At 69.7% G+C, this 24661-nt stretch carries 18 protein-coding genes and 1 pseudogene; 8 read left to right on the top strand and 11 right to left on the bottom strand.

Going from position 1 to position 24661, the window contains the following annotated elements:
* Positions 1–73: 73 nt before the first annotated feature.
* Both glgX and G6N51_RS25465 read right to left on the bottom strand, forming a co-directional pair.
* Complete coding sequence (gene glgX, locus G6N51_RS25470) at positions 74–2224, bottom strand: glycogen debranching protein GlgX (protein ID WP_083173696.1); 2151 nt, start codon at positions 2222–2224, stop codon at positions 74–76.
* A gap of 69 nt (positions 2225–2293) precedes the next feature.
* Complete coding sequence (locus G6N51_RS25465; protein WP_083173695.1) at positions 2294–3475, bottom strand: zinc-dependent alcohol dehydrogenase; 1182 nt, start codon at positions 3473–3475, stop codon at positions 2294–2296.
* Between the two features lie 88 nt (positions 3476–3563).
* On the opposite strand from G6N51_RS25465, the gene G6N51_RS25460 reads away from it, so the two are divergent.
* Entirely contained in the window at positions 3564–4715 is a 1152-nt protein-coding gene (locus tag G6N51_RS25460) for an NAD(P)/FAD-dependent oxidoreductase (RefSeq protein WP_232078478.1), read from the top strand.
* A gap of 17 nt (positions 4716–4732) precedes the next feature.
* On the opposite strand, the pseudogene G6N51_RS29320 reads toward G6N51_RS25460, so the two are convergent.
* Positions 4733–4875: pseudogene (locus tag G6N51_RS29320) on the bottom strand (ANTAR domain-containing protein); the annotation flags it as partial.
* Positions 4876–5114: 239 nt separating this feature from the next.
* Here G6N51_RS29320 and G6N51_RS25450 point away from each other — a divergent pair.
* Entirely contained in the window at positions 5115–6425 is a 1311-nt protein-coding gene (locus G6N51_RS25450) for an NAD(P)/FAD-dependent oxidoreductase (RefSeq protein WP_083173693.1), read from the top strand.
* Between the two features lie 7 nt (positions 6426–6432).
* On the opposite strand, the gene G6N51_RS25445 is transcribed toward G6N51_RS25450, so the two are convergent.
* Together G6N51_RS25445 and G6N51_RS25440 are read right to left on the bottom strand one after the other, a co-directional pair.
* Positions 6433–6969, bottom strand: coding sequence for a DUF1360 domain-containing protein (locus G6N51_RS25445; RefSeq protein WP_083173692.1), 537 nt, complete (start codon positions 6967–6969; stop codon positions 6433–6435).
* Positions 6970–7046: 77 nt separating this feature from the next.
* The gene (locus G6N51_RS25440; protein WP_083173691.1) at positions 7047–7430 is read right to left on the bottom strand and encodes a MerR family transcriptional regulator; all 384 of its coding nucleotides are present in this window, start codon (positions 7428–7430) and stop codon (positions 7047–7049) included.
* A gap of 144 nt (positions 7431–7574) precedes the next feature.
* Here G6N51_RS25440 and G6N51_RS25435 point away from each other — a divergent pair, with 144 nt between their 5' ends.
* A complete protein-coding gene (locus G6N51_RS25435) occupies positions 7575–8024 on the top strand; it encodes an Hsp20/alpha crystallin family protein (protein WP_083173706.1) in 450 nt (149 codons plus the stop codon).
* Between the two features lie 90 nt (positions 8025–8114).
* The gene (locus G6N51_RS25430) at positions 8115–8795 is read left to right on the top strand and encodes a PAS and ANTAR domain-containing protein (protein WP_083173690.1); all 681 of its coding nucleotides are present in this window, start codon (positions 8115–8117) and stop codon (positions 8793–8795) included.
* Here G6N51_RS25430 and G6N51_RS25425 read toward each other — a convergent pair.
* On the bottom strand, positions 8790–10166 hold the full coding sequence (locus tag G6N51_RS25425) for a WS/DGAT/MGAT family O-acyltransferase (RefSeq protein WP_083173689.1): 1377 nt from the start codon (positions 10164–10166) through the stop codon (positions 8790–8792). The genes G6N51_RS25430 and G6N51_RS25425 overlap by 6 nt on opposite strands.
* 108 nt (positions 10167–10274) lie before the next feature.
* Between G6N51_RS25425 and G6N51_RS25420 the strand changes: the two genes are divergently transcribed.
* From G6N51_RS25420 to ppsA, 4 genes are read left to right on the top strand one after another with little or no spacing between them, the layout of a single operon-like run.
* A complete protein-coding gene (locus tag G6N51_RS25420) occupies positions 10275–11969 on the top strand; it encodes an NAD(P)-binding protein (protein WP_372510071.1) in 1695 nt (564 codons plus the stop codon).
* Positions 11966–15538: a pyruvate:ferredoxin (flavodoxin) oxidoreductase gene (nifJ, locus tag G6N51_RS25415; RefSeq protein WP_083173687.1), complete on the top strand. Its 3573-nt coding sequence runs from the start codon at positions 11966–11968 to the stop codon at positions 15536–15538. The genes G6N51_RS25420 and nifJ overlap by 4 nt, the downstream gene beginning before the upstream one ends.
* Positions 15538–16566 carry a dihydroorotate dehydrogenase-like protein gene (locus G6N51_RS25410; RefSeq protein WP_083173686.1) on the top strand — a complete coding sequence of 343 codons (1029 nt, stop codon included), beginning with the start codon at positions 15538–15540 and terminating at the stop codon, positions 16564–16566. Before nifJ ends, G6N51_RS25410 begins: the two co-directional genes overlap by 1 nt.
* Before the next feature lie 25 nt (positions 16567–16591).
* Positions 16592–18997 carry a phosphoenolpyruvate synthase gene (gene ppsA / locus G6N51_RS25405; protein WP_083173685.1) on the top strand — a complete coding sequence of 802 codons (2406 nt, stop codon included), beginning with the start codon at positions 16592–16594 and terminating at the stop codon, positions 18995–18997.
* Positions 18998–19127: 130 nt separating this feature from the next.
* Here ppsA and G6N51_RS25400 read toward each other — a convergent pair whose 3' ends face one another.
* The 5 genes from G6N51_RS25400 to G6N51_RS25380 all read right to left on the bottom strand — a co-directional run bounded on the left by G6N51_RS25400 (position 19128) and on the right by G6N51_RS25380 (position 24622).
* Positions 19128–20024: a beta-ketoacyl-[acyl-carrier-protein] synthase family protein gene (locus G6N51_RS25400; RefSeq protein WP_083173684.1), complete on the bottom strand. Its 897-nt coding sequence runs from the start codon at positions 20022–20024 to the stop codon at positions 19128–19130.
* Positions 20008–21111 (bottom strand): 3-oxoacyl-ACP synthase III family protein, encoded by a 1104-nt coding sequence (locus tag G6N51_RS25395; RefSeq protein ID WP_083173705.1) that lies wholly within the window; start codon positions 21109–21111, stop codon positions 20008–20010. Before G6N51_RS25395 ends, G6N51_RS25400 begins: the two co-directional genes overlap by 17 nt.
* A gap of 49 nt (positions 21112–21160) precedes the next feature.
* Positions 21161–22159: an Acg family FMN-binding oxidoreductase gene (locus tag G6N51_RS25390; RefSeq protein WP_083173683.1), complete on the bottom strand. Its 999-nt coding sequence runs from the start codon at positions 22157–22159 to the stop codon at positions 21161–21163.
* Positions 22160–22258: 99 nt separating this feature from the next.
* Entirely contained in the window at positions 22259–23719 is a 1461-nt protein-coding gene (locus tag G6N51_RS25385) for a bifunctional aminoglycoside phosphotransferase/ATP-binding protein (protein ID WP_142275106.1), read from the bottom strand.
* Positions 23720–23734: 15 nt separating this feature from the next.
* On the bottom strand, positions 23735–24622 hold the full coding sequence (locus tag G6N51_RS25380) for a universal stress protein (protein ID WP_083173703.1): 888 nt from the start codon (positions 24620–24622) through the stop codon (positions 23735–23737).
* Positions 24623–24661 lie beyond the last annotated feature (39 nt).

Raw genomic sequence — 24661 nt, 5'->3', positions numbered from 1 at the left:
GCACAAGGTAACCAATCTATGGGCGAAACGTCACCAATGGTGCACGATAGCCGCGCCGCAACGCAGGTGAGGGTCAGCCGCCGTCGGGGGCCTGCAACACCACGGCCGTATGGGCGTCCACGGTCAGAATGCCTCCCCCGGGCACCTCCTCCGCGGGCGTCTCCTCTTCGGGTCCGGTGAACACCACCAGTTGCCAGGAGGCACCGAATTCCTTTGGTGGCAAAGTGAATTCGATCGGCTCGTAGTGGGCGTTGAAGCACATCAGGAACGAGTCGTCGAGCACCCGCTGCCCCCGCGCGTCGCGGTCGGGGATGCCGTGCCCGTTGAGGAACACCGCGACGGACTTCGCGAATCCCGCGCCCCAGTCCTCCTCGGTCATCTCGGTACCCTCCGGGGTGAACCAGGCGATGTCGGCCAGCCCGTCCTGGCCGCGGCGGCCCAGCGGCTTGCCGGAAAAGAATCGGCGCCTGCGGAAGACCGGGTGGCCGCCCCGCAGCGCAGAGACGACGCGAGTGAATTCCAGCAGGCCGTGATCCGCCTTCGCCCAGTCGATCCAGGTGAGCTCGTTGTCCTGGCAGTAGCCGTTGTTGTTGCCGTTCTGCGTGCGCCCCAGCTCGTCGCCGTGGCAGATCATCGGCACACCCTGCGACAGCAGCAGCGTGGTCAGGAAGTTGCGCTGCTGGCGGGCACGCAGCGCGTTGACGTCCGGGTCGTCGGTCGGCCCCTCCGCGCCGCAATTCCACGAGCGGTTGTGGCTCTCGCCGTCGTTGTTGTCCTCGCCGTTGGCCTCGTTGTGTTTCTCGTTGTAGGACACCAGGTCGCGCAATGTGAACCCGTCGTGGGCGATGACGAAGTTGATCGAGGCCACCGGCCGGCGTGCGGTGTGCTCGTAGAGGTCGGCGGACCCGGTCAACCGGTAGGCGAACTCGTCGAGCGTCGACGGCTCGCCGCGCCAGAAGTCGCGGACGGCGTCGCGGTACTTGCCGTTCCACTCCGTCCATTGCGGCGGGAAGTTGCCGACCTGGTAGCCGCCCGGTCCGACGTCCCACGGTTCGGCGATCAGCTTGACCTGGCTGATGGTCGGATCCTGTTGTACCAGTTCGAAAAACGTCGCCAGGCGGTCCACGTCGTAGAACTCGCGCGCCAGCGTGGCGGCCAGGTCGAACCGGAAGCCGTCGACGTGCATCTCGAGGACCCAGTAGCGCAGGGAGTCCATGATCAGCTGCAGCGCGTGCGGGTGTCCGACGTTGAGGCTGTTGCCCGTGCCGGTGTAGTCCATGTAGTAGCGCTTGTCGTCGTCGACCAGCCGGTAGTAGGCGGCGTTGTCGATACCCCGCATCGACAGCGTCGGGCCCATGTGATTGCCCTCGGCCGTGTGGTTGTAGACGACGTCGAGGATGACCTCGATGCCGGCGTCGTGCAGCGCCCGCACCATCGCCTTGAACTCCTGCACCTGCCCGCCCGGGGACGTGGCGCTGGAGTATTTGAAGTCGGGCGCGAAGAACCCGATCGTGTTGTAGCCCCAGTAATTCGAGAGGCCCTTGTCCACCAGGGTGGAGTCATTGGCGAAGTGGTGCACCGGCATCAGTTCGACCGCGGTGACGCCCAGGCTCTTGAGGTGGTCGATGATCACGGGGTGCGCCACGGCCGAATACGTGCCGCGCAGCTGTTCGGGGATGTCGGGGTGGGTCTGCGTCAAGCCCTTGACGTGCGCCTCGTAGATGACTGTGTCGGCGTACTGGTGGTCCGGCGGCCGGTCGTTGCCCCAGTCGAAGTAGGGGTTGATCACGACTGACTTGGGCATGAAGGCGGCGGAGTCGTCGTCGTTGCGGCTGTCGGGGTCGCCGAAGTTGTAGCTGAACAGGGCCTGATCCCACTCGAACGAGCCGTCGATGGCCTTCGAATACGGGTCGACCAGCAGCTTGTTCGGGTTGCACCGCAGACCGTTCTGCGGATCGTACGGGCCGTGGACCCGGTAGCCGTAGCGCTGGCCGGGTTCGATGTTGGGGATGTAGGCGTGCCAGACGAACCCGTCGACCTCGGGCAGGGTGACCCGGCTCTCGGTGCCGTCGGCGTCGAACAGGCACAGCTCCACCCGCTCGGCCACCTCGCTGAACACGGCGAAATTGGTGCCCGCCCCGTCGTAGGTGGCGCCCAGGGGGTAGGCGCGGCCCGGCCACACCTCTCCGGTGGGTGTGGGGGCTGGGGTCTCTGCGGAGGTCATGGCGCAATCAATACCCTGCCGGGGCCGCCTCCAAACGGCCGCCCCGGAAGGCCTTGCGTCACAGCGGGTTTACGGCTTGAGGATGACCTTCACCGCCCCGTCCTGCTTCTTCTGAAAGATCTCGTAGGCGTGCGGCGCCTGGTCGAGGGGGAGCTCGTGTGAGGCGAAGCTGTCGACGCCCAGGGGGTCGTCGTCGGTGAGCAGTGGCATGATGTCGGCCACCCACCGCTTCACGTTCGCCTGGCCCATCCGCAGCGTCACCTGCTTGTCGAACAGGGTGAGCATCGGCAGCGGGTCCGCCATCCCGCCGTACACGCCGATCAGGGAGATCGTCCCGCCGCGCCGCACGATGTCGATGGCGGAGTACAGGGCGCTGAGCCGGTCCACGCCGGCCGTCTGCATGAGCCGCTTGGCCACGAAGTCCGGCAGCAATCCGGTGGCCTGCTGCATCAGCTGGGCGGCCGGGGAACCGTGGGCCTCCATGCCGACCGCGTCGATCACCGAGTCGGTCCCGCGGCCGTCGGTGAGGTCGCGGATCGCATCCCCGAGCGGTGAGTCGAGGAGCGCCAGGTCGACGGTGTGGATGCCGCGTTGCGCGGCGCGCGCCAGGCGCTCTGGCACCAGGTCGACGGCGATCACCCGGTAGCCGAGGTGGTCGGCGATGCGTGCGGCCATGTCCCCGATGGGACCCAGGCCGAGCACGGCCACCGTGCCGCCCTCGGGTATGTCGGCGTACGCGACCGCCTGCCATGCCGTCGGCAACACGTCGGACAGATAGACGAACCGCGAATCCGGCGGTCCCACAGGGACTTTGATGTGGGTGAACTGCGCCTGGGGGACGCGCAGCAGTTCGGCTTGGCCGCCGGGGATTTCGCCGTAGAGCTCCGAGTAGCCGAAGAGTGCGGCTCCCATACCCTGCTCGCGCACCTGGGTCGTTTCGCACTGGGTGTAGAGCCGCTGGTCGCACATGTAGCAACTACCACAGGAGATTTGGAAGGGGATGACGACCCGGTCCCCGACCCGTAGGTCGCCCGTTTCGTCGCCGACCTCACGCACGATCCCCATCGGCTCGTGCCCCAGGATGTCCCCGGGCTTCATGAACGCCCCGAGGATCTCGTAGAGATGCAGATCGGATCCGCAGATGTTGGTCGACGTGACTTCGACGATGGCGTCGGTGGGCTTCTCGATCTTGGGGTCGGGCACCGATTCCACTCGCACGTCGCGCTTGCCGTGCCAGGTGACAGCCTTCATGTGCACAGCACATACCCGTCTGGGGCCCGCCGAAACTCCGGCGCGGGACGGGCGTGTTGAACCCTCGCGGCGCGGGTATCAGCCGGTGGTGAGTCCCGGGGTGATCATCGTCGGCAGCGGACCGGCCGGGGTGGCGGCGGCGGCGTCGTTCCGCGACCACGACGGCGACGCGCCGGTACGGATTTTCAGCGCCGACATCGACCTTCCCTATGCCCGGCCGCCGTTGAGCAAGGAGTACCTGCGCGGCCAGACCGACGACGTCGCCTTGCATCCCGCGCAATGGTTTGACGATCGGGCCATCGAATTGACCCCCGGCGCGCCGGTCGACCGGTTGGACGTTGCCGAAAGAGCAGTCTACGCAGGGGATCAGCGCCACACCTACGACACCCTGATCCTGGCCTGCGGCGCGGCTCCGGCGGCACCGCCGATCCCCGGTGGGCGGCGCGCACTCCCGCTGCGGTCGCTGGCCGACGCGGCCGCCCTTCGCGGCGCGGCAAGCACGGCCGCCTCGGCCGTGGTGATCGGCTCCGGATTCATCGGCTGCGAGGCCGCGGCGTCGTTGGCGATGCGCGGGATCCCGGTGACTTTGGTTGCCCCGGGCGCGCTTCCACAGGAGAAGCGGCTGGGCCCCGAAGCCGCCGAGCGGTTGCGCGACCTGGTGACCGCGTCGGGGGCCCGCCATGTGGGTGGGGTGGCGGTCGAGGAAATCACCGACGCCGGTGTGCGGCTGGGCAACGGCGTCACGATCGATTGCGACTTGGTGCTGGCCGCCACCGGTGTGACACCGCAGAGCGGGATCGCCGCCGCGGCCGGGCTGGACGTGCGTGACTCCCGCGTCGTCGTCGGCTCCGACATGGCCACCTCGGCGCCCGGCGTGTACGCCGCCGGCGACGTCGCGCTGGCACGCCACGAGGTCGCGGGGCGGCACCTGGCCATCGAGCACTGGCAAGACGCGACCGACCAGGGTGCCGTCGCCGGCGGCCGGGCAGCCGGCCGGCCTGCGAAATGGGATGCCGTACCGGGGTTTTGGACCTCGATCGGCGACTCGACGCTGAAGTACCACGCGTGGGGCGACGGCTACGAGCGCAGCCGGCTGCTCGAGCGTGACGACGGATTCACCGTCTGGTACGACTCGGGGAACGCGGTGGTCGGCGTCCTCACCTTCAACGCCGACGACGACTACGAGCTGGGTGAGCGCCTGATCGCCGAGCACCGGCCCGCCCCGGTGCCGATGGAATGACGGCCGTCGGCGGTGGCCCGCTCGAGCGGGTGCTCGCTGTCGATCAGCGATCTCGCGATGTCGATGATTTGGTGTTGGACTGTTGCGAGAGGCGGGTGAGCAGTTCGAACGCCTCGACAGCGTCGAGATTGAAGCGCTCCATGATGATTCCCCTGCCCCTGGGCGGCGAAATCCGGGCAGGCTTCTTGTCGAGCGTCGGTTCGGTGCGCCGGTTCCACCAAACGAAGCCCACGAGCCAAAAAACGAAGCGCGAGCTCGCGCGCCGATACCCCGCCTTGTCCGGCATCATCGCCGTATATACGTAACACCCTGGGAGAGAACAGTTTTCGTGCCAATCTCCGGTGGTGCGCCCGCCGTCGGCCCCGACCCGCCGCCCCGGGCCGTCCTACACTCGGATTCGTGACGTCAATAGTGATCGTTGGCAGCGGCTTCACCGGATTCACCTGCGCGCACCGCCTGGCCCGCATCCTGCGCCGACGGCGTGCGGAGGTGGACATCACCATCATCTCCCCGGTGGATTACATGCTGTACACGCCGTTGCTGCCCGACGTCGCCGGCGGGGTTGTCGATGCCAGGTTCGTCGCGATCCCGCTGGCCAACGCCCTCAAAGGGGTGCACGCGGTGCGCGGCCGCGTGGACGGTGTGGACTTCGCGCGACGAACGCTCGAGTTCTGCGATCCCGAGGAGCGCAGCCACACCATGTCCTGGGACCGGCTGGTGCTCACGCCGGGTTCGGTGACGCGGTTGTTCGACGTCCCGGGGCTCGCGACCTGCGCGCGCGGGTTGAAGACCACCGCCGAGGCCCTCTACCTGCGGGACCATTTCGTCGAACAGCTGGAGCTGGCCAACATCGAGGACGACCCACGGGTGGCCGCGGCGCGGCGCACCGTCGTCGTGGTGGGGGCCTCCTATTCGGGCACCGAACTGGTGGCGCAGCTGCGAGCGCTCGCCGACGCGGCGGCCAAGCAGATGAGGTTCGATCCCACCGCCGTCAGGTTCGTGCTCCTCGACCTCGCCGAGCAGGTGATGCCCGAAGTCGGCAAGAAACTGGGCGACGCCGCACAGAAGGTGCTCCGCAGGCGCGGCGTCGACGTCCGGCTCGGCGTGACGCTCAAGGAGGCGCACGCGGATCACGTTGTGCTCAGCGATGATTCGCGCATCGACACGCGTACGATCGCCTGGGTGACCGGCGTCACCGGTGCGCCGCTGATCCAGGAGCTGGGGCTACCGACGGAGCGGGGCCGGCTCAAAGTGCAGGCCGATTTGCAGGTGCCGGACCATCCGGAGGTGTTCGCGGCCGGCGACGCGGCCGCGGTTCCCGACCTGACCCAGCCGGGGAAGATCACGCCGCCGACCGCTCAGCACGCGACCCGGCAGGGCAAGGTGCTGGCGCGCAACGTGGCGGCCAGCCTCGGGTATGGCTCCCCCAAGCAGTACAAGCACCGCAACCTGGGCCTGGTGGTCGACCTGGGACCGTGGCAGGCGGTGGCCAACCCGCTGAACATCCACCTGTCCGGGCTGCCCGCGAAAGTCGTGACCAGGTCCTACCACCTGTACGCGATCCCGCGGGGCGTCAACCGATGGGCGGTGTCGCTGGCCTACCTGACCGACGCGTTGTTCGCTCGGTCGGTGGTCTCCATCGGGTTGGCGTCCGAACAGGACGCGCAGTTCGCGGCCAGCGAGGGCATCCCGATGCCCAAGACCGGATGAGCGCTCGTCAGCCTTCAGCCGACCGCTGGGCAATCGCGTAGCCGAGCTGCAGGAAGTCGGCGCCGGCCAGCACGGTGAAGACGCCGGCGATCAGGCGGGTGAATCGCGGTGCGAACACCAGACCGATGGCGAAGCCGGTCGCCACCCACATGTCCAGGCAGAACGGACAGGTCAACAGCTCCCCCAGGCTGTGCCGCAGTTGGCTCTCGTCCCTGACTTCCTCCTTGACCTCCGCCGGGCCGCCGGTGCCCGCATAGCGCGTGAACGGCGCGCGCAGCGGGCTCGTCACCGCGTCCTTGGTCAGCGTCCGCGAGAGCTTGTGGGTGCCCAGGGCGACCGTGATCAGGTCCTGGATTCGCCAACGCTCCGGTAGCGTGCGCCCGCTGAGCAGCGCGGCCGCGGTCGCGACAACCACCACGACGGAGTAGATCACCAGCACCGCCACGTAGCCGCCCAGCGGTCGGGGCGCCTCGCCGCGGTACGCGTCCGCCTCGCGCCGTGCGCCGTCGACCACCTGGGCCTTGGCCTCCGCCACCTCTGCCATTGCATCTCCTCCCATCAGGGGCACAGCAAGCTGGGTACCCGATGTCGGTGAGCGCAATCGGAGGGCGCCGGCGGCGGTCAGGCGCCTTGATCGCCCGCTCCGGTGGCCGCGTCGGTGAACTTCGCGGATTCGGCAGCCCTCCGCAGCGTCCGGTTGGTCGACCGTAGGTCGGTGTTGGCCGCCGAGAGCGACGCGTTGTGATCCTCGAGGTCGAGGATGCGGGCGACGCCGGCCAGGTTGACGCCGGCGTCGACGAGCTCGCTGATTCGCCTGAGCCGGGCCAGGTCGTGGGCGCTGTAGCGCCTCGTGCCGCCGTCGCTGCGCGCCGGCGTGACCAGTCCATGCCGTTCGTAGAGGCGCAACGATTGCACGGCGATGCCCGAAAGTTCGGCGGCCACCGAGATGCCGTATACGCCGTGATCGGGCGCCGGGGCGCCGGAATCGCCGCGTTGGTCGGTCATCACGCGTCTCCTCGAAGCTAGCGGGCTCAGAAAATCTATTTATCACAGTTGCGCTCTTGTGTCGACGGTGCTATACAAAATCTATGTCTTTGGACATAGGTAATTGCCGGACCACAGCCTAGATTGGAGTGAGAGGTGACCACCATGCTGATGCGGAGCGACCCCTTCCGTGACCTCGACCGGTTTGCCCACCAGGTGTTCGGCACGGCCGCCCGTCCGGCGGTGATGCCGATGGACGCCTGGCGCCAGGGCGAGGAATTCGTCGTCGAGTTCGACCTGCCGGGCATCGACGTCAACTCGCTCGACATCGACATCGAGCGCAACGTCGTGACCGTGCGCGCCGAGCGGCCCGGCCTCGATCCCAACCGCGAGATGCTGGCCACCGAGCGGCCGCGCGGGGTGTTCAGCCGGCAACTGGTGCTCGGCGACAACCTCGACACCGACAAGATCGAGGCGTCCTACCGCGAAGGCGTTCTGCGACTGCGTATTCCGGTAGCCGAGAAGGCAAAGCCGCGCAAGATCACCGTCGAGCGTGGTGGCGCGCAGACCGCCATCGACGAGAACACCTCGCAGCGCGAGGTCATCAACGCCTGATCGCCGGCGGGCAGGGCGGCGGCGCGGGCCCGTGCCAACCGCACGGTGCCGCCGCCCGACCCCCGGGCAGCAAGCTCGACGGGGTGCGAAATGAAGTGGGAACTCGACGGGCAAACGGCCGACGTCGAACGGGCCTTGGCCGGCGGTGCCGCGCAGCCGGCCGGCTGGTTTCGCTTCTACTTCACCGACCAGCGCTGGGAGTGGTCGGAACAGGTGCAACGCATGCACGGGTATGAGCCCGGCAGCGTCACGCCCACCACCGACCTGGTGCTCTCCCACAAGCATCCGGCCGACCGCGGGCAGGTCGCGGCCACCATCGATCAGATCGTGCACACCCGACAGGCGTTCAGCACTCGCCATCGGATCATCGACACCGCCGGGAACGTGCGCCACGTCGTCGTGGTGGGTGACCGGCTCTTCGACGACGACGGCGACGTGGTCGGAACGCATGGGTTCTACATCGACGTCACCCGGGCCCCCGGGCAGGCGAACGAGGAGGTCGTCAGCGCCAAGCTGGCCGAGATCAGCGAGAACCGAGCGGGCATCGAACAGGCCAAGGGCATGCTGATGCTCGTCTACGGCATCAGCGCCAGCGCGGCGTTCGAGTTGCTCAAATGGCTTTCCCAGGAAGCGAATATCAAACTACGACCGCTCGCCGAGCAGATCGCCGAAGATTTCCGCGGCGCCCGCCTGCGTCTGGGCGCCCAACCGGAGTTCGACCACTTACTGCTGACCGCGCATCTGCGCGTCACCCAAGCCGACGGGTCATGACGACTTGCGGCGCCGGGTGCGGGCGGCCGCCACGAGCCGCGCGAGGCCGTCCCCGATACCGGCGGCGAGCGTGTCGATGTCGGGTGCGGTGTCGTAGTCGGCGGTGATGCCGAAGACGAAGGTGTCGGCGTAGCTGAGCATCGCGACGCCGGTGCGCACCTGAAGGGCGATCGGCGGGATGGGCAGCAGCTCCAGCACCCGGCGGCCCATCAGCCGCTGCCGGCTGCGTGGACCGGGCACGTTGGTCGCCAAGGCCACCACCGCACGCTGGGGCAACCGGGAGAGCAAGCGAATCGCCCAGGCGGACAGGGCGAACGGGGTGCGCTGGGCCGCCACAACCATCGCGCTGCCGCCCTCGCTCTGGCTGCTCGCCTTGGCGTGGGCGAGCCGGTCGTGCACGCGCTTCAGCTGCTCCACCGGGTCCGCCTCATCGACCGGCAGCAACGGCAGCATCGCCGAGACCCGGTTGCCGGCGACGTTGAAGTGGTCGACCGCGCGAACCGAGACTGGTACCAGCGTGCGCAGTGAATCCGGGCCGGGCTGTTCCCCGCGTGCCAGCAAGACCTCGCGATAGCTGTGGGTAATCGCGGCCAGCGCAACGTCGTTCAGCGTGACACCGAACGTCCGGGCGACTTTGTGCATGTCGGCCAACCGGGCGCGCGCCGCGCTGTACCGCCGCATCGTGGTGACCGGCCCGTTCAGCGACGATTCGGGGGCGGGGTGCAGCAGGCCGGCGGCCAGCTCGGCCGCGCCGATCGCCGCGCGTTCGACCTCGGCCACGGCGCCGAGCGCGCTTCGACCGATTCCGCTCGCCCAGCTCAACGGGTTGAGGCTGACCTTGGGCAGACCCGCGCGCGCGGGTTTCTTGGCGGCGCCGACGTCGGCGGCGAAGGTGTCGCCGTCGCCGTCGTCGCTGAACTTCGCCAACAGCTGGGTCGTGGCGATGCCGTCGGCGATGCAGTGGTGGATCTTGGTCAGCACCGCCCACCGGCCTTTGCTGAGGCCCTCGATGATCCAGCATTCCCACAGCGGGCGCTCCCGGTCGAGCCGGTGCTCCATCAGCGCGGCGATCATCTCGAACAGCTCCGCGTCGCCACCGGGGTGTGGCAGCGCGACGCGGTGCAGGTGGCGTCCGAGGTCGAAGTGCGGGTCGTCCACCCATTCCGGCGGCCGCAGGTCGAGCGGATGTGTCCGCAGGACCTGCCGGCAGCGCGGGATCGTCTCAACCCGTTCGGCGAACGAAGCGGCGAACTCCTCGTATGTCGGGGCCGGCCCCTCGACGATCGACACCCCGCCGACCGCGAGGCTCACGTGCGGGTCGGAATCCTCCACCTCCAGGAATCCGGCGTCCAGGGCGGTCAATTGCTCCATGGTGCTACTTTCCGCGCCGCAATGCCCTGCTGGCAGGGCCGTAAGTCCTCAGGTACTGAGGCCAAACGGCGGCTGTGGCGGCGCGCCCCCGGCCATATCGTGAGGGGGGTGACGGGAGAGCAATTGAGCAGCGAGGCAGACGCTTTCGCCGCCGCGTCCCGCACCGACCTGGCCGCGCTGCCCGACCTCCTACACGGGCGGCCGCGCACGGGCCCGGTCCGCGAACGCCGCCCGATCTACGTCGATCTGCTGCCGCCGTGCAACGCCGGTTGCCCCGCCGGCGAGAACATCCAGGCGTGGCTCGCACAGGCCCGGGCCGGATGCTTCGAGCAAGCGTGGCGGCAGCTGACCGCCGACAACCCCTTCGCCGCGATCCACGGCCGCGTCTGCTACCACCCCTGCGAATCCGTCTGCAACCGGGCGCATCTGGACTCCTCGGTGTCGATCCACGCGGTGGAGCGGTTCCTCGGCGACACCGCGCGCGCACACGGATGGCTGTTCGACCCGCCGCCGCGGCCGACCGGCAAGCGGGTGCTGGTGGTCGGCGCCGGCCCCAGCGGGCTGTCGGCCGCTTACCACCTCGCCCGGCTCGGCCACCTGGTGGAGGTCCGTGACACCGGCGCGCAGCCGGGCGGAATGATGCGCTACGGCATACCGAAATACCGGCTGCCGCGCGACGTGTTGGACGCCGAGATCGACCGCATCGCCGCGCTGGGCGTGGAGTTCACCTGCGGGCACCGGGTGGAGGACCTGGCCGCCGAACGCGACGCCGGGGGCTTCGACGCGGTGTTCGTCGCCGTCGGTGCCCACCTCGCCAAGCGCGTGGACATCCCGGCCGCCGACGCCGGGTCGATGCTGGACGCCGTCTGCTTCCTGCGCGCCGTCGCCGCCGGGAAAACGCCCGAACTCGGCCGCCGCGTCGCCGTCTACGGCGGCGGCGACACCGCGGTGGACGCCGCGCGCGTCGCGCGCCGGCTGGGTGCCGAGGACGCCGTCATCATCTACCGCCGCACGGCGGCCCAGATGCCCGCGCACTCCCACGAGGTGCAGGAGGCCGAGCGCGAGGGCGTGCGGATCAACTGGCTGCGCACGATCACCGCCTTCGACGGCCCCGAGCTGCAGGTGGAGCTCATGGCGCTCGATGAATCCGGTCGCCCCGTGCCGACCGGGCAGTTCGAGACGCTGGCGGCCGACACGGTGATCATGGCGCTGGGCCAAGAAACCGAGTCGGCGTTCATGCGCAGCCTGCCCGGCGTGGAGTTCGACGACGACGGTTCCGTGCGGGTGTCGTCGTCGCTGATGACGGGCTGCCCGGGGGTGTTCGCCGGCGGCGACATGGTGCCCTGCGAACGCACCGTGACGGTCGCCGTCGGGCACGGCAAGAAGGCGGCCCGCCACATCGACACGTGGCTGCGCGGCGGCGACGTTGTCGGCGTGCAGCGCCCGCCCAAGCATCCGACCGCGGAGTTCGACCGGCTGCACCTGTGGTACTTCGGCGACGCCTCCCGGCGGTCCGAGCCCGAACTTCCTGCCGCGCAACGCATCAGCGGGTTCGACGAGGTGGTCGGCGGCCTGTCGGGGCAGGCCGCGACGTACGAGGCGGGCCGGTGCCTGTCGTGCGGCAACTGCTTCGAGTGCGACGGCTGCCTGGGCGCATGCCCCGAGGACGCGGTGATCAAGCTGGGGCCGGGTCACCGGTACCGCTTCGACTACGACCGCTGCACCGGGTGCGCCACCTGTTACGAGCAGTGCCCGGTACACGCCATCGAAATGGTCCCCGAGATGATCCCGGAGCCGCGATGACGCGCGCCACGATCGACGGCAACGAGGCGGCAGCATCGGTGGCCTACCGCCTCAACGAGGTGTGCTGCATCTACCCGATCACCCCGTCCTCGCCCATGGCGGAGCTGGCCGACGACTGGTCGAGCCGGCACCGGCCCAACCTCTGGGGCACGGTGCCCACGGTGGTGGAGATGCAAAGCGAGGGCGGGGCCGCCGGAGCGCTGCACGGCGCCCTGCAGGGCGGCGCGCTGGCCACGACGTTCACCTCGTCGCAGGGCCTGTTGCTGATGATCCCGAACATGTACAAGATCGCCGGCGAGCTGACCTCGGCGGTCATTCATGTCGCGGCGCGATCGATTGCTGCGCAGGGTCTTTCGATTTTCGGTGACCACCAGGACGTGATGGCGGTGCGCCAGACCGGCTTCGCGCTGCTGTCGTCGGCCTCGGTGCAGGAGGCACACGACCTGGCCCTGGTTGCGCAGGCGGCCGCGCTGCGCACCCGAATCCCGTTCCTGCACTTCTTCGATGGCTTCCGCACCTCGCACGAGCTGAACACGATCGAGCTGCTCGACGACGACGACCTGCGGGCCCTGGTTCCCGAGGAGCTGGTGCTCGCCCACCGCGAGCGCGCCCTGTCCCCTGAGCGGCCGTTCGTCCGCGGCACCGCGCAGAATCCCGACACCTACTTCCAGGCCCGCGAGACCGTCAACCCGTTCTACGCCCGGGTGCCCGAGGTGGTCGAGGACCTGATGAGCGAACTCGGCCGCCGCACCGGGCGGCCGATGCACATCGTCGAGTACACCGGACACCCGCAGGCCGACCGGGTGGTGGTGCTGATGGGATCGGGCGCCGAGACCGCCGCCGCGACGGTGGCGGCCCTGACCGCGCGCGGCGAGCGGGTCGGGGTGCTGCGGCTGCGGCTGTACCGGCCGTTCCCGGTGCGGGCACTGCTGGCCGCCCTGCCCCCGACCGTGCGCGCGGTCGGCGTGCTCGACCGCACCAAGGAACCCGGGTCGCACGGCGAGCCGCTGTATCTGGACGTCGTCGCCGCCCTCGCCGAGGCGTACGCGAGCGGCGAACGCTCGGCGCTGCCGATGGTGTGCGGTGGGCGCTACGGGCTGTCGTCGAAGGAATTTACCCCGGCCATGGTCGCCGGCGTGTTCGCCGAACTGGCGCGCGACCGGCCGCGGGCCCGCTTCACCGTGGGCATCGACGACGACGTCAGCGGCACGAGCATCGACTACGACCCGGCCTTCGACATCGAGCCGGCCGACGCGGTGCGCGCGGTGTTCTTCGGCATCGGCTCGGACGGCACCGTCGGGGCCAACAAGAACACCATCAAGATCCTCGGCGGCGAGGAAGACCTCTACGCCCAGGGCTACTTCGTCTACGACTCGAAAAAGTCCGGCTCGCAGACGGTTTCGCACCTACGGTTCGGGCCCGAGCCGATCCGCGCCCCCTACCTGGTGCAGCGGGCCTCCTTCGTCGGCTGCCACCACGAGCGGTTCCTGCACAAGCTCGACGTGCTGGGCCGAGCCGCCGAGGACGCCGCGCTGTTGCTCAACACCAGGCGCCCGCCCGAGAAGGTGTGGGACACCCTGCCCGGCAGCGTGCAGCGCCAGATCCTCGACAAGCGCATCCGGCTGTACGTCGTCGACGCCAGCGGCATCGCCCGCGAGGTCGGGCTGGCCGGGCGGATCAACATCGTGCTGCAGACCTGCTTCTTCGCCATCTCCGGTGTGCTGCCCCTCGAACAGGCGCTCGCCAGGATCAAGGACAGCGCGGCCAAGACCTACGCCGGGCAGGGCGCCGACGTGGTGGCCCGCGAGGCCGAGGCCGTCGACCGCGCCCTGCAGCGGCTGCACCAGGTCGACCTCCCGGACGCCGCGACGTCGGTCGTCGCGCTCGAACCACCGGTCGGAGCCGACGCGCCCGAATTCGTGCGGGCGGTGACCGGCGAGATGATCGCCGGCCGCGGCGACGCGCTGCCCGTCAGCGCCCTGCCGATCGACGGCACCTACCCCAGCGGCACCGCCGCCTACGAGAAGCGCAACGTCTCCGACCTCGTCGCCGTCTGGGACCCCGACACCTGCATCCAGTGCGGCAACTGCTCGTTCGTGTGCCCGCACAGCGTCATTCGCACCAAGTTCTACGACCAGGAACACCTCAACGACGCCCCCGCGGCGTTCCCCTCGGCACCGCTCGACGCGGTCGGCCTGCCCGACACCCGCTACACCCTGCAGGTCTATGTCGAGGACTGCACCGGATGCGACCTGTGCGTCCAGGCCTGCCCTGCCGTGGTGCCCGGCACGCCGGTGACCAAGGCGATCAACCTGGCGCCGCGCGAACCGCTGGTCGCCCCCGAACGCGTGAACATCGCGTTCTTCGAAACGCTGCCGGTGGCCGACCGCTCGAGGGTCGATTTCGGCACCGTCCGTGGCACGCAGTTCCTGCAGCCCTTGTTCGAATTCCCCGGCGCGTGCGCAGGTTGCGGGGAAACGCCCTACCTCAAATTGCTCTCGCAGCTCTTCGGCGACCGTTTGGTGATCGCCAACGCCACCGGCTGCTCGTCGATCTACGGCGGCAACCTGCCCACCACGCCCTGGACGGCCAACGCCGCGGGCCGCGGGCCCGCCTGGTCGAATTCGTTGTTCGAAGACAACGCCGAATTCGGGCTCGGGCTGCGGCTGGCCGCCGACACCCATCTCCGGCAGGCCCGCCAGCGGCTGACCGAACTGCGCGGCGCGCTGGGCCCCGACCTCGTCGACGCCGCCCTAGCCGCCCCGCAGCGCCGCGAATCCGAGCTGGACGAGCAGCGCCGGCGGGTCGCCCAGCTGCGGGACCGGCTGGACCGGCTGGACCCGGCCGCCGGCGACGAATTGCGCAGCGTCATGGAGCATTTGGTGCGCCGCAGCGTATGGATCGTCGGCGGGGACGGCTGGGCCTACGACATCGGCGCCGGCGGCCTGGACCACGTGCTGGCCAGCGGTCACAACGTCAACGTGCTGGTGCTCGACACCGAGGTGTACTCCAACACCGGCGGGCAGATGTCGAAGAGCACACCGCTGGGCGCGGTGGCCAAGTTCGCCGCCGGCGGCAAGACGGTGCCGCGTAAAGACCTTGCTTTGCAGGCGATCTCGTACGGCAACGTCTACGTCGCGCGGGTCGCCTTCGGCGCCGACCCGCAACAGACATTGCTGGCCTTCCGCGAGGCCGAGGCCTACGACGGGCCGTCGCTGATCATCGCCTACAGCCACTGCATCGCGCACGGCTTCGAGATGCGCAACGGCCTGGACCAGCAATACCGCGCCGTCGCCAGCGGCCACTGGCCGCTGATCCGCTACGACCCGGTGCTGCGCGCCACCGGCAACCCGCCGTTCCTGCTGGACTCGCACCGGCCCCGCCTGCCCCTGGCCGACTACCGCAACCGCGAGCTGCGCTACCGGAGCCTGACCAACACCCACCCTGACGAGGCCGAACGCCTCACGGCGCTGGCGCAGGAGTCGATCGACCAGCGCTGGGAAGTTTACGAGGACATGGCCTCCCGCGCCCCGCACCACTTCCCGTCCGACCCAAGGGGGGAGGGCTGATGGACCTGACCACCGACTACCTGGGGCTGAGGCTGCGCAACCCGCTGCTGGCATCGGCATCCCCGCTGAGCCGCACGCTCGACGGGGTGCGCCGGCTCGCCGACGCCGGCGTCGGCGCGGTGGTGCTGTACTCGCTGTTCGAGGAGCAACTGCGCCGCGAGGCGGCGCACAACGAGGCAATGGCGTTGCAGGGCAGCGAAAGCTACGCCGAGTCGCTCAGCTACTTCCCCGCCACCGTCCAGGCATCGGATAATGGCAGCGGCGCCCAGCGCTACCTGCGCCTGCTCGAGCGCGCGGTCGCCGCGGTCGACGTCCCCGTGATCGGCAGCCTCAACGCGGCCACGCCCGGCAACTGGGCACACTACGCCCGCAGCATGCAGGACGCCGGCGCGGCGGCCATCGAGCTGAACATCTACTACCTGCCCGGCGACGCCGGCGTGGACGGCCGCGCGGTGGAGCAGCGCCACCTCGACGTGCTGGCCGAGGTCAAGGGCGCGGCCGGCATCCCGGTCGCCGTCAAACTCAGCCCTTACTTCAGCGCGACCGCCGACATGGCGCACCGGCTGGACGCGGCGGGCGCCGACGGCCTGGTCCTGTTCAACCGATTCCTGCAGCCCGACATCGATCCCGAGACGCTGGGCGCCGTGCGCACCGTCGCCCTGTCCGGCCCGGCGGACACCCGCCTACCGCTGACGTGGATCACGTTGCTGCACCGGCAGATACACGCCTGCCTGGCCGCCAGCACCGGAGTCGAGACGGCCCGCGACGTGGCCAAGTACCTGCTCGCCGGGGCCGACGTCGTCCAGTCGGCGTCGGCGCTGCTGCGCCACGGTCCCGAGTACGCGGCCGTGCTGCTGCGGGACCTGGCCGACTGGATGGACCGCAAGGGTTTCCAGCGCCTCGACGAGGTGCGGGGGCTGCTGGCGGCGCCCGGCGGCGAGGAGCCGGGATCGTTGGCCGCCCGGGAACGCGCGGACTACGTCTGGGCCATGCGAAAAGCGAACAGCGGTATCTACGAAACGTATTGATGCAAACCACCGGAGGAAGAACACCATGAGCGATTTCACCTACATCCGCTTCTTCGAGGAGATCGGCATCTCCGACGTCCCGCTGGTCGGCGGGAAGAACGCCTCGCTGGGCGAGATGTTCCAGAAGCTGACCGGCCAGGGCGTGCGCGTCCCGCACGGGTTCGCGATCACCGCCGACGCCTACCGCCACATCCTGGACAGCGCGGGCGCCTGGGACGCGCTGCACGCCGCGCTCGACGACCTCGACCCCGACGACGTCACCGCGCTCGCCCGCAAGGGCAAGCGGGCCCGCGAAATCGTCTACGGCGCGGGGCTTCCCCCCGAGGTCGCCGCCGAGATCACGGCCGCATACCGCCGGCTTCAGGAGGAATACGGCGAAGACGTCAGCCTGGCCGTGCGCAGCTCGGCAACCGCCGAAGACCTGCCGAACGCCAGCTTCGCCGGCCAGCAGGAAACCTTCCTCAACATCACGGGCGCCGAGAGCCTGCTGGACGCGTGCCGCCGGTGTTTCGCCAGCCTGTTCACCGACCGGGCCATCCACTACCGGATCGACCAGGGCTTCGACCACTTCAAGGTCGCGCTGTCGATCGGCGTCATGAAGATGGTGCGCTCCGACCTCGCCTCGTCAGGGGTGATGTTCACCATCGACACCGAATCGGGCTTCAACGACGTCGTTTTCATCACCGGCGCCTACGGCCTCGGCGAGAACGTGGTCCAGGGCGCCGTCGACCCCGACGAGTTCTACGTGCACAAGCCGACGTATCAGGCCGGCCACCGCGCCGTGCTGCGCCGGCTGATCGGCGACAAGGCGGTGAAGATGATCTTCGTCGAGGGCGGCACCAAGCAGACGACCCGCAACGTCCCCACGCCGAAGGCCGACCGCGCCCGCTTCTGCGTCACCGACTCCGACGTGCTCGAGCTGGCCGGCTACGCCTGCGCCATCGAGGGCCACTACGGGCGGCCGATGGACATCGAATGGGCCAAGGACGGTCTCGACGGGAAGCTCTACATCGTCCAGGCGCGCCCCGAGACGGCGGCCTCCCAGCGCAGCCTGACGGTCGTCGAAAGCTACGTGCTCGAGGGTAAGGGCGCCGAAGGCAAGGAGGTGCTCGCCGAGGGCCGCTCGGTCGGCGAGAAGGTCGCCACGGGCATCGCCAGGCGGATGGACAACCTCGGGAAGCTGTCGGAGTTCCAGCCCGGCGACGTGCTGGTCGCCGACATCACCACGCCCGACTGGGAACCCATCATGAAGATCGCCGCGGCCATCGTCACCAACCGCGGCGGCCGCACCTGCCACGCGGCGATCATCGCCCGCGAGCTCGGCATCCCCGCGGTGGTCGGCGCGGGCAACGCCACCACGAGCGTGCCCGACGGCGAGGTCGTCACGGTGTCGTGCGTCGAGGGCGACACCGGGCGGGTTTACCGCGGCGAGTTGGGTTTTCGCGTCGATCGCACCGAGGTGTCCGACCAGGATCGGCCGCACACCGAGATCATGCTCAACCTCGGCAACCCGGATCTGGCGTTCAAGACGTCGTTCTTGCCCAACGACGGCGTGGGGCTGGCCCGGATGGAGTTCATCATCAACGAGTACATCCGGGTGCACCCGCTGGCCCTGCTCCACCCCGACCGGGTGGACGACCCCGAGGCCCGGCGGACCATCGAAACGCTGACGTACGCCTATTCCGACGGGGCGGAATTCTTCGTGGAGCGCCTCTCGGAGGGGATCGGCACCATCGCCGCGGCGTTCTGGCCCAAGCCCGTCGTCGTGCGGATGTCGGACTTCAAGACCAACGAGTACGCCAGCCTGGTCGGCGGCAGCGGCTTCGAGGCGACCGAGAGCAACCCGATGATCGGCTTCCGCGGCGCCTCGCGCTATGCGCACCCGGCCTACGCCGAGGGATTCGCGCTGGAGTGCCGGGCGATGAAGCGGGTGCGCGAACAGATGGGGCTGACCAACGTCGTGCTGATGTTGCCGTTCGTGCGCCGGGTGGCCGAGGCGGACCTGGTCCTGGCGGAGATGGCCAAACACGGTCTGCGCCGCGGGGAGAACGGACTCAAGGTGTACGCGATGTGCGAGATCCCCAACAACGTCATCCTCATCGACGAGTTCGCCAAGCGCTTCGACGGGTTCTCCATCGGGTCCAACGACCTCACCCAGCTGACCCTCGGCGTCGACCGGGACAGCGAGATCGTGGCCTTCGACTACGACGAACGCGACGAGGGCGTCAAGGAGATGATCCGCCTGGCCGTGGACGGCTGCCGGCGCAACGGGATTCACTCCGGGTTGTGCGGTCAGGCGCCGTCGGACTACCCCGACATGGCCGAGTTCCTGGTCCGCTGCGGCATCGACTCGATCAGCCTCAACCCCGACGTGGTGGTCAAGACCACCCGGCAGATCCTGGACCTCGAGCGCGCCGTGCAACTGCAGTGATCGAGGGGACTCCCGCCGAGATTGCCGGGAGGGTCGTCCAATGAGCGCATACACAACCCTGAACGCAATCTCGCGTGGATGTGCGCCGGCCAATCTCGCTGACGTGAGCGTCCAGTGACCAGTTCCGTCGTTATGACGCCGCGGCCCGGGGTGGCTGGCGATAGAGGGCGGCGCCGGCGACGACGTCGGCCCCGGCCGCGACGAACAGGACCCGCGCGCCCGCCGGCAACCGCTCGGCCCGCTGCCCGAACGCGGCGGCCAGGGCGGCGGTGTGCATGTGTTCGTCGTCGGCGACGCTGATCGCCTCGACCGGCACGCCCAGCCGAGCGCCCAGCGCGGCGCGGTATCCCGGCCGGGCGGGGGCGGCCACGATCGCGTCGACGTCGGACAGCCGCACCGACTGCTCGGCAAGGCACGCCAACACCGCCCGCCCGGCCGCCGCGGCGAACCGCTCGTTTGTCGCAGCCGACTCGGAGAATCTCAGGACGTTGCGGGAATCAGCGAATCCCACTGTGGCGCTGAAGGTTTCGTCGCCAGCGTCACTCGGGTCGTTCACCCAGGAGACCCGGCTGAGGCCGTAGTCGTCGTCGGACCAGCCGCACAGCATCGCCGCCCCGGCGGCCGAGAAGGGGAAGTGCTCGCTCATCCCGTGGCCGGGGTCGGCGTCGCTGGCGACGACCAGCGCGCGCCGGATGGCGCGGCTGCGCATGAACCCGTCGACGATCTGCAGCGCGGTCAGCAGCCCGCAGGTGCCGTTGGCGATGTCGAAGGAGAAGGTGCCGTGGGCGCCCGCGTGCGGGTCCCCGGGGTTGGCACCGATGTCGTCCTGGATCAGCGCGGCGAGCGCCGGCTCACCGAGGTTGCGGTCGCGGTAGATACCGGCGTTGACGACGAGGTCCAGGTCCGAGGCGTCACATCCGGCCCGCTTGAGGCAGTCCTTGGCGGCGACGACGGCCAGGTGCAGCGCGCTGTGGCGCCCCCGCAGCCGCGGATGCGAGACGTCGATCCGATCAATCACCGTGCCCATAGCGGCTCACCACATCCTCGTCCAGGGTCAACAAGACCACACCGATCTCCAGCCCGGAGGCCAACGCCAGCAACGCGATCCGCTCCCCGGGCTTGATCCGCCCGGCCTCGAGTTCCTCGACGAGCGCCACGGTGTGGGTCGTCGAGGCGGTGTTCCCGTAGCGGTCGACGGTGATCACCGCGTCGTGGCGCGGGCTGTCGCCGAACACCTCCGACATCCGGGCCATGCCCTTGCGGATGGCGCGCGCCGAGGTCTGGTGGGTGATGACGTGGTCGATGTCGTGGATCGAAAGACCAACGGTGTCAAGCACTTCGCTCAACAGCAACGGGGTGTCGGCGATCGCGGCCTTCTGGATGGCGCGGGAGTTGGTGAACATCCGCGCGCCCGGGTCGTCCCCCTGCGGATAAGCCAGGCAGAGCCGGCTGTAGTCGGCGACGGTGGTGAAGCCGGCCAGGGCGATGCCGGCCGAACCGGCCGGCGCCCGCTCCAGCAGCAGCGCCGCGCCGGCATCGCCCAGGGTCAGGCACGCCAGCTCCTTGCTCATGATGTTGCGGATGTGCCGGGCGGCGTTGTTGGACAGCTGCGAGATGTACTCGCCGCTGACGACGAGCCCGCGCTCGACGACGCCCTGTCGGATCCAATTGTTCAAAATCGTGACGCCCGTGAGCATTCCGGCGCACGCGTTGGACACGTCGAACGTCATCGCGTTGTTCGCCCCGATCCCGCGCGCCACGGCGCTGCTCATGGTCGGCTCGAGCCACTGGGTCAGCCCGTCGCGGAACTTCGTGATGCTGCAGCTGATCACCACGTCCAGCGCCGCCGGATCCTGCTGCGCGGTGGCCAGGCAGTTCAGCGCCGCCGAGCTGGCCAGGGAGTAGGAATCCTCGTCGCCCACCGACACCCGGCGTTCGCGGATCCCGGTCAGCCGCTCGAGGTCGATGTGGGTGCGGTGGCGGGTGGACGCCATGAGATCGTCGGTCGTCAGGTGGGTGCCGGGCAGATGCCGGCCCGCGGCCGCCACCCGCGCCACGAAGGGCGCCTCGCCGCCTTCCCCGGTTGTTTCCATCACCAGCCAGTGCCGAGTCATCGATGGCACCTCCTTGGCTTCGTCCTTGGTGTAGGGCTTGGCATGTCGGTTACTCACGTATCTCGAGGACTTCGGTCACCGGACGCCGGGCGGTGGGTTGCGCGTGTTGGTCGTGGGCCGGTGACCGGCCGACCCGGATCAGCAGCTGGGGCTGGCCGGAGCCGCCGGTGATCTGCCTGATGATGTCGCGGCTCAGCGCCATCTCCGTCATGTGGGTCAGCGTGCAGGTGGCCATGCCGGCCAACGTGCATTCGAGCAGCACCGCCGACAGCGCCTCACCGCAGCGCAGCACCTCGGCCGGCGCATCGTCGTGATGGGTGGACAGGACCACGATCTTGGAGTGGTCCTGGTCGATCGCGGGTCGCCGGCGGCCCCCGCCCGCCGGCGGGAACGCGCGGGCGACGTCGACGCGCGCCGCCTCGGAACTGGACAGCAGGGCGCTTTCTGGCACGTGGTCGCCGTTCGCCTCGAAGGGCGATGTCCACCAACGCAATTCGGTCAGATAGGACGTGTCGTTTCGGCGCAGCTGCTCGGTGAGCCGCGACGCCTCGGCCAGCCGCGGCCGCTCGTCGTCGTCGACCACGTCCAGCGACACGTCGTACGGGGTCACCGCGCGGCTCAGGGCCGAATGCAGAGTGGGCCACGCGGTCGGTGCGCCCAGAGGCAACCGGTCGGTGCGGCGGCGAAGGATCGCGTCGGCCCGCAGCCGGCACTGCGCCGTCACGTTCTCCACGGGCAAAAAGCCGACACTCGCGAGGTGATCCGGTCTGCCCGCGGTGGGAAAACGTTCGGTGACGCTTTCCCAGCCCGCGGCGGCCATGGCGACCCGCAGGTGGTCGAGGACGGCGCCGCAGCTCAGGATCAGCTCCCGGCCGGTGTGGTCGGTGGCGTGCATCGCGTGGCGTGGGTCGGCCCACAGGTGCAGCCTCGCGCCGTCGGCCACCCAGCGCCAGGGCTGGCTGTTGTGCAGCGAAGGCGCGCGGCACGCGAGCGTCACCGCGTCCCGGATGACCTGCTCGGTCGGCACTTTCGCGTCCATCTCCACCATTTCGTCGATTAGGTGAGCCAAACTCTATGCGCCGGGCGCCGGGTGCGGGCAGGGCCGTTGGTCCCCGACGGCCGGGACGTTGGAACCTCCTGGCGGCCGTTACGTCGCGCGCCGCCACAGGTCGTGCGCCTCGCCCGCGACGAGGTCGGGACTGCGGGAGGTGTCGATCCGGTACGCGCCGTCCCAGTCGGCGTGCCCGTCCGCCAGGGCGGCCGCGATCTCCGGGGTCACCTCGGAGTTGCCCGGGGGCCTGGTCTTGATCCGGCCGGCCGCCACGTCGGCCGTCGCCGAGCACACGAATTCGACCAGTGCCGAGTGCGTCTCGGCGGCCAGCCGGTGGGCCCGGGCGCGCGTCCGCGGATCGCGCCAGGTCCCGTCGAGGATCACCGAGCGCCCCTCGCCCAGCAACTGCCGCGCCCGGCCCAGGGCGGTCTCGTAGACCAGCGCCACCTTCTCGGGGCTGTACAGCCCGGCGTTCAGCACGCCGGGCTCACCGGCGATGGCGCCGGAGTCGCGAAGCTCCCGGCGCACGTCGTCGGTAGAGATCAGCTGCGCCCCAAACGATTCGGCCAGCCCACGGGCCACGGTGGACTTCCCGGTGCCCGGGCTGCCGCCGACGAGCGCCAGCCGAACGGTGCCACTCTGCAGGTGCCGGGTGGCGATGGCGAGATGGCGGGCGGCGTCATCGGACGCCCCGGGACTGCCCTGGGTGACCCGGACGCAGTCCACCTTCGCCCGCACCGCGGCCCGGTAGGCGATGTAGAAGTCGCACAGCGCCGGCGGCGCCGCGCGACCCGCGTGCTCGGCGTAACGCTGCAGGAAGTAGTCGCCGAAGTCCTTGCGGCCCAGGAACTCCAGGTCCATCGCGAGGAAGGCGGCGTCGTCGATGCAGTCGACGTGGCGCAGCCGGTCGTCGAACTCCAGGCAGTCCAGCAGCGCCGGCGTACCGCCGACCCAGAAGATGTCGTCGGCGAGCAGGTCGCCGTGCCCGTCGACGATGCGCCCCTCGCGGATGCGCCGCGCGAACAGCGGCGCGCGCCCGGCGACGAACTGGGCCACCAGGCGCTGCACATGAGCTACCGCACTTTCGACGACGCCCAAAATCGATTGGTTCGCATACCGTTCCAATTCGGACAGGTTCTCCCGCCAGCGCCCCTCGATCGCGGCGGCCTTGCCCTGGGCGTCGATCCGCTCGCCGCGCTCGGCGCGTTCGTGGAAGCGGGCCAACACGGCCGCGACCGCGTCCAGCACGCGGTGCACGGACTCTCCGGTGTCGTGGGCCACCAGGTACGCGAGGCGGTCCTCGTCGCGGTAGCGCCGCATGACCACGACCGGCTCGGCCGGCCCGCCGAGCGGGTCGGTGAGGTGGGCGACGCCGAGGTAGGTCTCGGGCGAGAGCCGGCTGTTGAGCTCGATCTCCCGGCGACAGGCGTGCTCGCGCTGCTGCGGCGCGCGGAAGTCGAGAAAGTCGGTCAGCACCGGCTTCTTGGCCTTGTATGCGCGGTCGCCAGCGAGAATGACGACGCCCGTGTGGGTTTCGTGCAGCTCGAGATACGGCACGGCGGCGGCGCGACCCTAGGACGGCCGCGCGACGATCACCGGCATCCGGGTGGCGTGGACCACGGCGTTGCTCACCGAACCCAGCAACACGCCGGACAGGCCGCCGCGGCCATGGCTGCCCACGACGACGAGTTGCGCGGATTCCGATTGCTCGATGAGCTGACGGGCCGGCCGGTCCGCGACGACGATCCGGCGCACCGTGACGTCGGGATAGCGTTCCTGCCAGCCCGCCAGTTGCTCGGCCAGGCTCCGCTCGGCTTCCGACTTCACCGCCGACCAATCCACCCCGGGGAGTTCGAAAACGTCGACGTCGCTCCACGCGTGCAGTGCGGTCAGCTCGACACCGCGACGCGACGCTTCGTCGAACGCGACGCCTACGGCTGCCTCCGAGGCGGGCGAGCCGTCGATGCCCACGAGCACCGGGGCTTGCTGCGGATGCTCCATGAGCGGATCTTCGTCGCGGACGACCGCGACCGGGCAGCGCGCGCTGCGTACCACGCTGCTGCTCACCGAACCCAGCAGCAGCCTCTCCAGCGCGCCGCGACCGTTGCTGCCGACGACGACCATCTCGGCCTCTTTGGACATCTCGACCAGGGTGGGCACCGGGGGCGCACACCTGAGCTCGCTTCGGACGTCGATCTTGCGGTCGGTGGTGACGGCGTCCTCGGCGATCTTCACCGCGTCTTCGAGGACCTGCCGGCCTTGCTCTTCCTGCCACACCGCCACACCGGTCGACAACGGCAGCGCCGGGTACATGGGCACGGTGGCGTTCACCATGTGGACCACCGTCAGCGGCACGTGCCGCATGGCCGCGTCACGGGCCGCCCAACAGACGGCGGCGTTGGCGGCCGGCGATCCGTCGATTCCGACGACGATGCCGTGGCGGTTTGCGAGTGCGGACATGATGTTCTCCCTCTCCTCCCCCAAAACGCTATGGCGGCT

The organism is Mycobacterium paraseoulense, from assembly GCF_010731655.1.
GTDB lineage: Bacteria > Actinomycetota > Actinomycetes > Mycobacteriales > Mycobacteriaceae > Mycobacterium > Mycobacterium paraseoulense.
The sequence above is the reverse complement of the archived record's forward strand: the minus strand, read 5'-3'. Positions and strand labels throughout refer to the sequence as shown.

Excerpts from the sequence above, each read along its gene's own strand:
- glgX (WP_083173696.1), bottom strand. The coding sequence starts at position 2,224 with ATGACCTCCGCAGAGACCCCAGCCCCCACACCCACCGGAGAGGTGTGG.
- G6N51_RS25465 (WP_083173695.1), bottom strand. The coding sequence starts at position 3,475 with ATGAAGGCTGTCACCTGGCACGGCAAGCGCGACGTGCGAGTGGAATCG.
- G6N51_RS25445 (WP_083173692.1), bottom strand. The coding sequence starts at position 6,969 with ATGGCAGAGGTGGCGGAGGCCAAGGCCCAGGTGGTCGACGGCGCACGG.
- G6N51_RS25440 (WP_083173691.1), bottom strand. The coding sequence starts at position 7,430 with ATGACCGACCAACGCGGCGATTCCGGCGCCCCGGCGCCCGATCACGGC.
- G6N51_RS25435 (WP_083173706.1), top strand. The coding sequence starts at position 7,575 with ATGCTGATGCGGAGCGACCCCTTCCGTGACCTCGACCGGTTTGCCCAC.
- G6N51_RS25430 (WP_083173690.1), top strand. The coding sequence starts at position 8,115 with ATGAAGTGGGAACTCGACGGGCAAACGGCCGACGTCGAACGGGCCTTG.
- G6N51_RS25425 (WP_083173689.1), bottom strand. The coding sequence starts at position 10,166 with ATGGAGCAATTGACCGCCCTGGACGCCGGATTCCTGGAGGTGGAGGAT.
- nifJ (WP_083173687.1), top strand. The coding sequence starts at position 11,966 with ATGACGCGCGCCACGATCGACGGCAACGAGGCGGCAGCATCGGTGGCC.
- G6N51_RS25410 (WP_083173686.1), top strand. The coding sequence starts at position 15,538 with ATGGACCTGACCACCGACTACCTGGGGCTGAGGCTGCGCAACCCGCTG.
- ppsA (WP_083173685.1), top strand. The coding sequence starts at position 16,592 with ATGAGCGATTTCACCTACATCCGCTTCTTCGAGGAGATCGGCATCTCC.
- G6N51_RS25400 (WP_083173684.1), bottom strand. The coding sequence starts at position 20,024 with ATGGGCACGGTGATTGATCGGATCGACGTCTCGCATCCGCGGCTGCGG.
- G6N51_RS25395 (WP_083173705.1), bottom strand. The coding sequence starts at position 21,111 with ATGACTCGGCACTGGCTGGTGATGGAAACAACCGGGGAAGGCGGCGAG.
- G6N51_RS25390 (WP_083173683.1), bottom strand. The coding sequence starts at position 22,159 with ATGGTGGAGATGGACGCGAAAGTGCCGACCGAGCAGGTCATCCGGGAC.
- G6N51_RS25380 (WP_083173703.1), bottom strand. The coding sequence starts at position 24,622 with ATGTCCGCACTCGCAAACCGCCACGGCATCGTCGTCGGAATCGACGGA.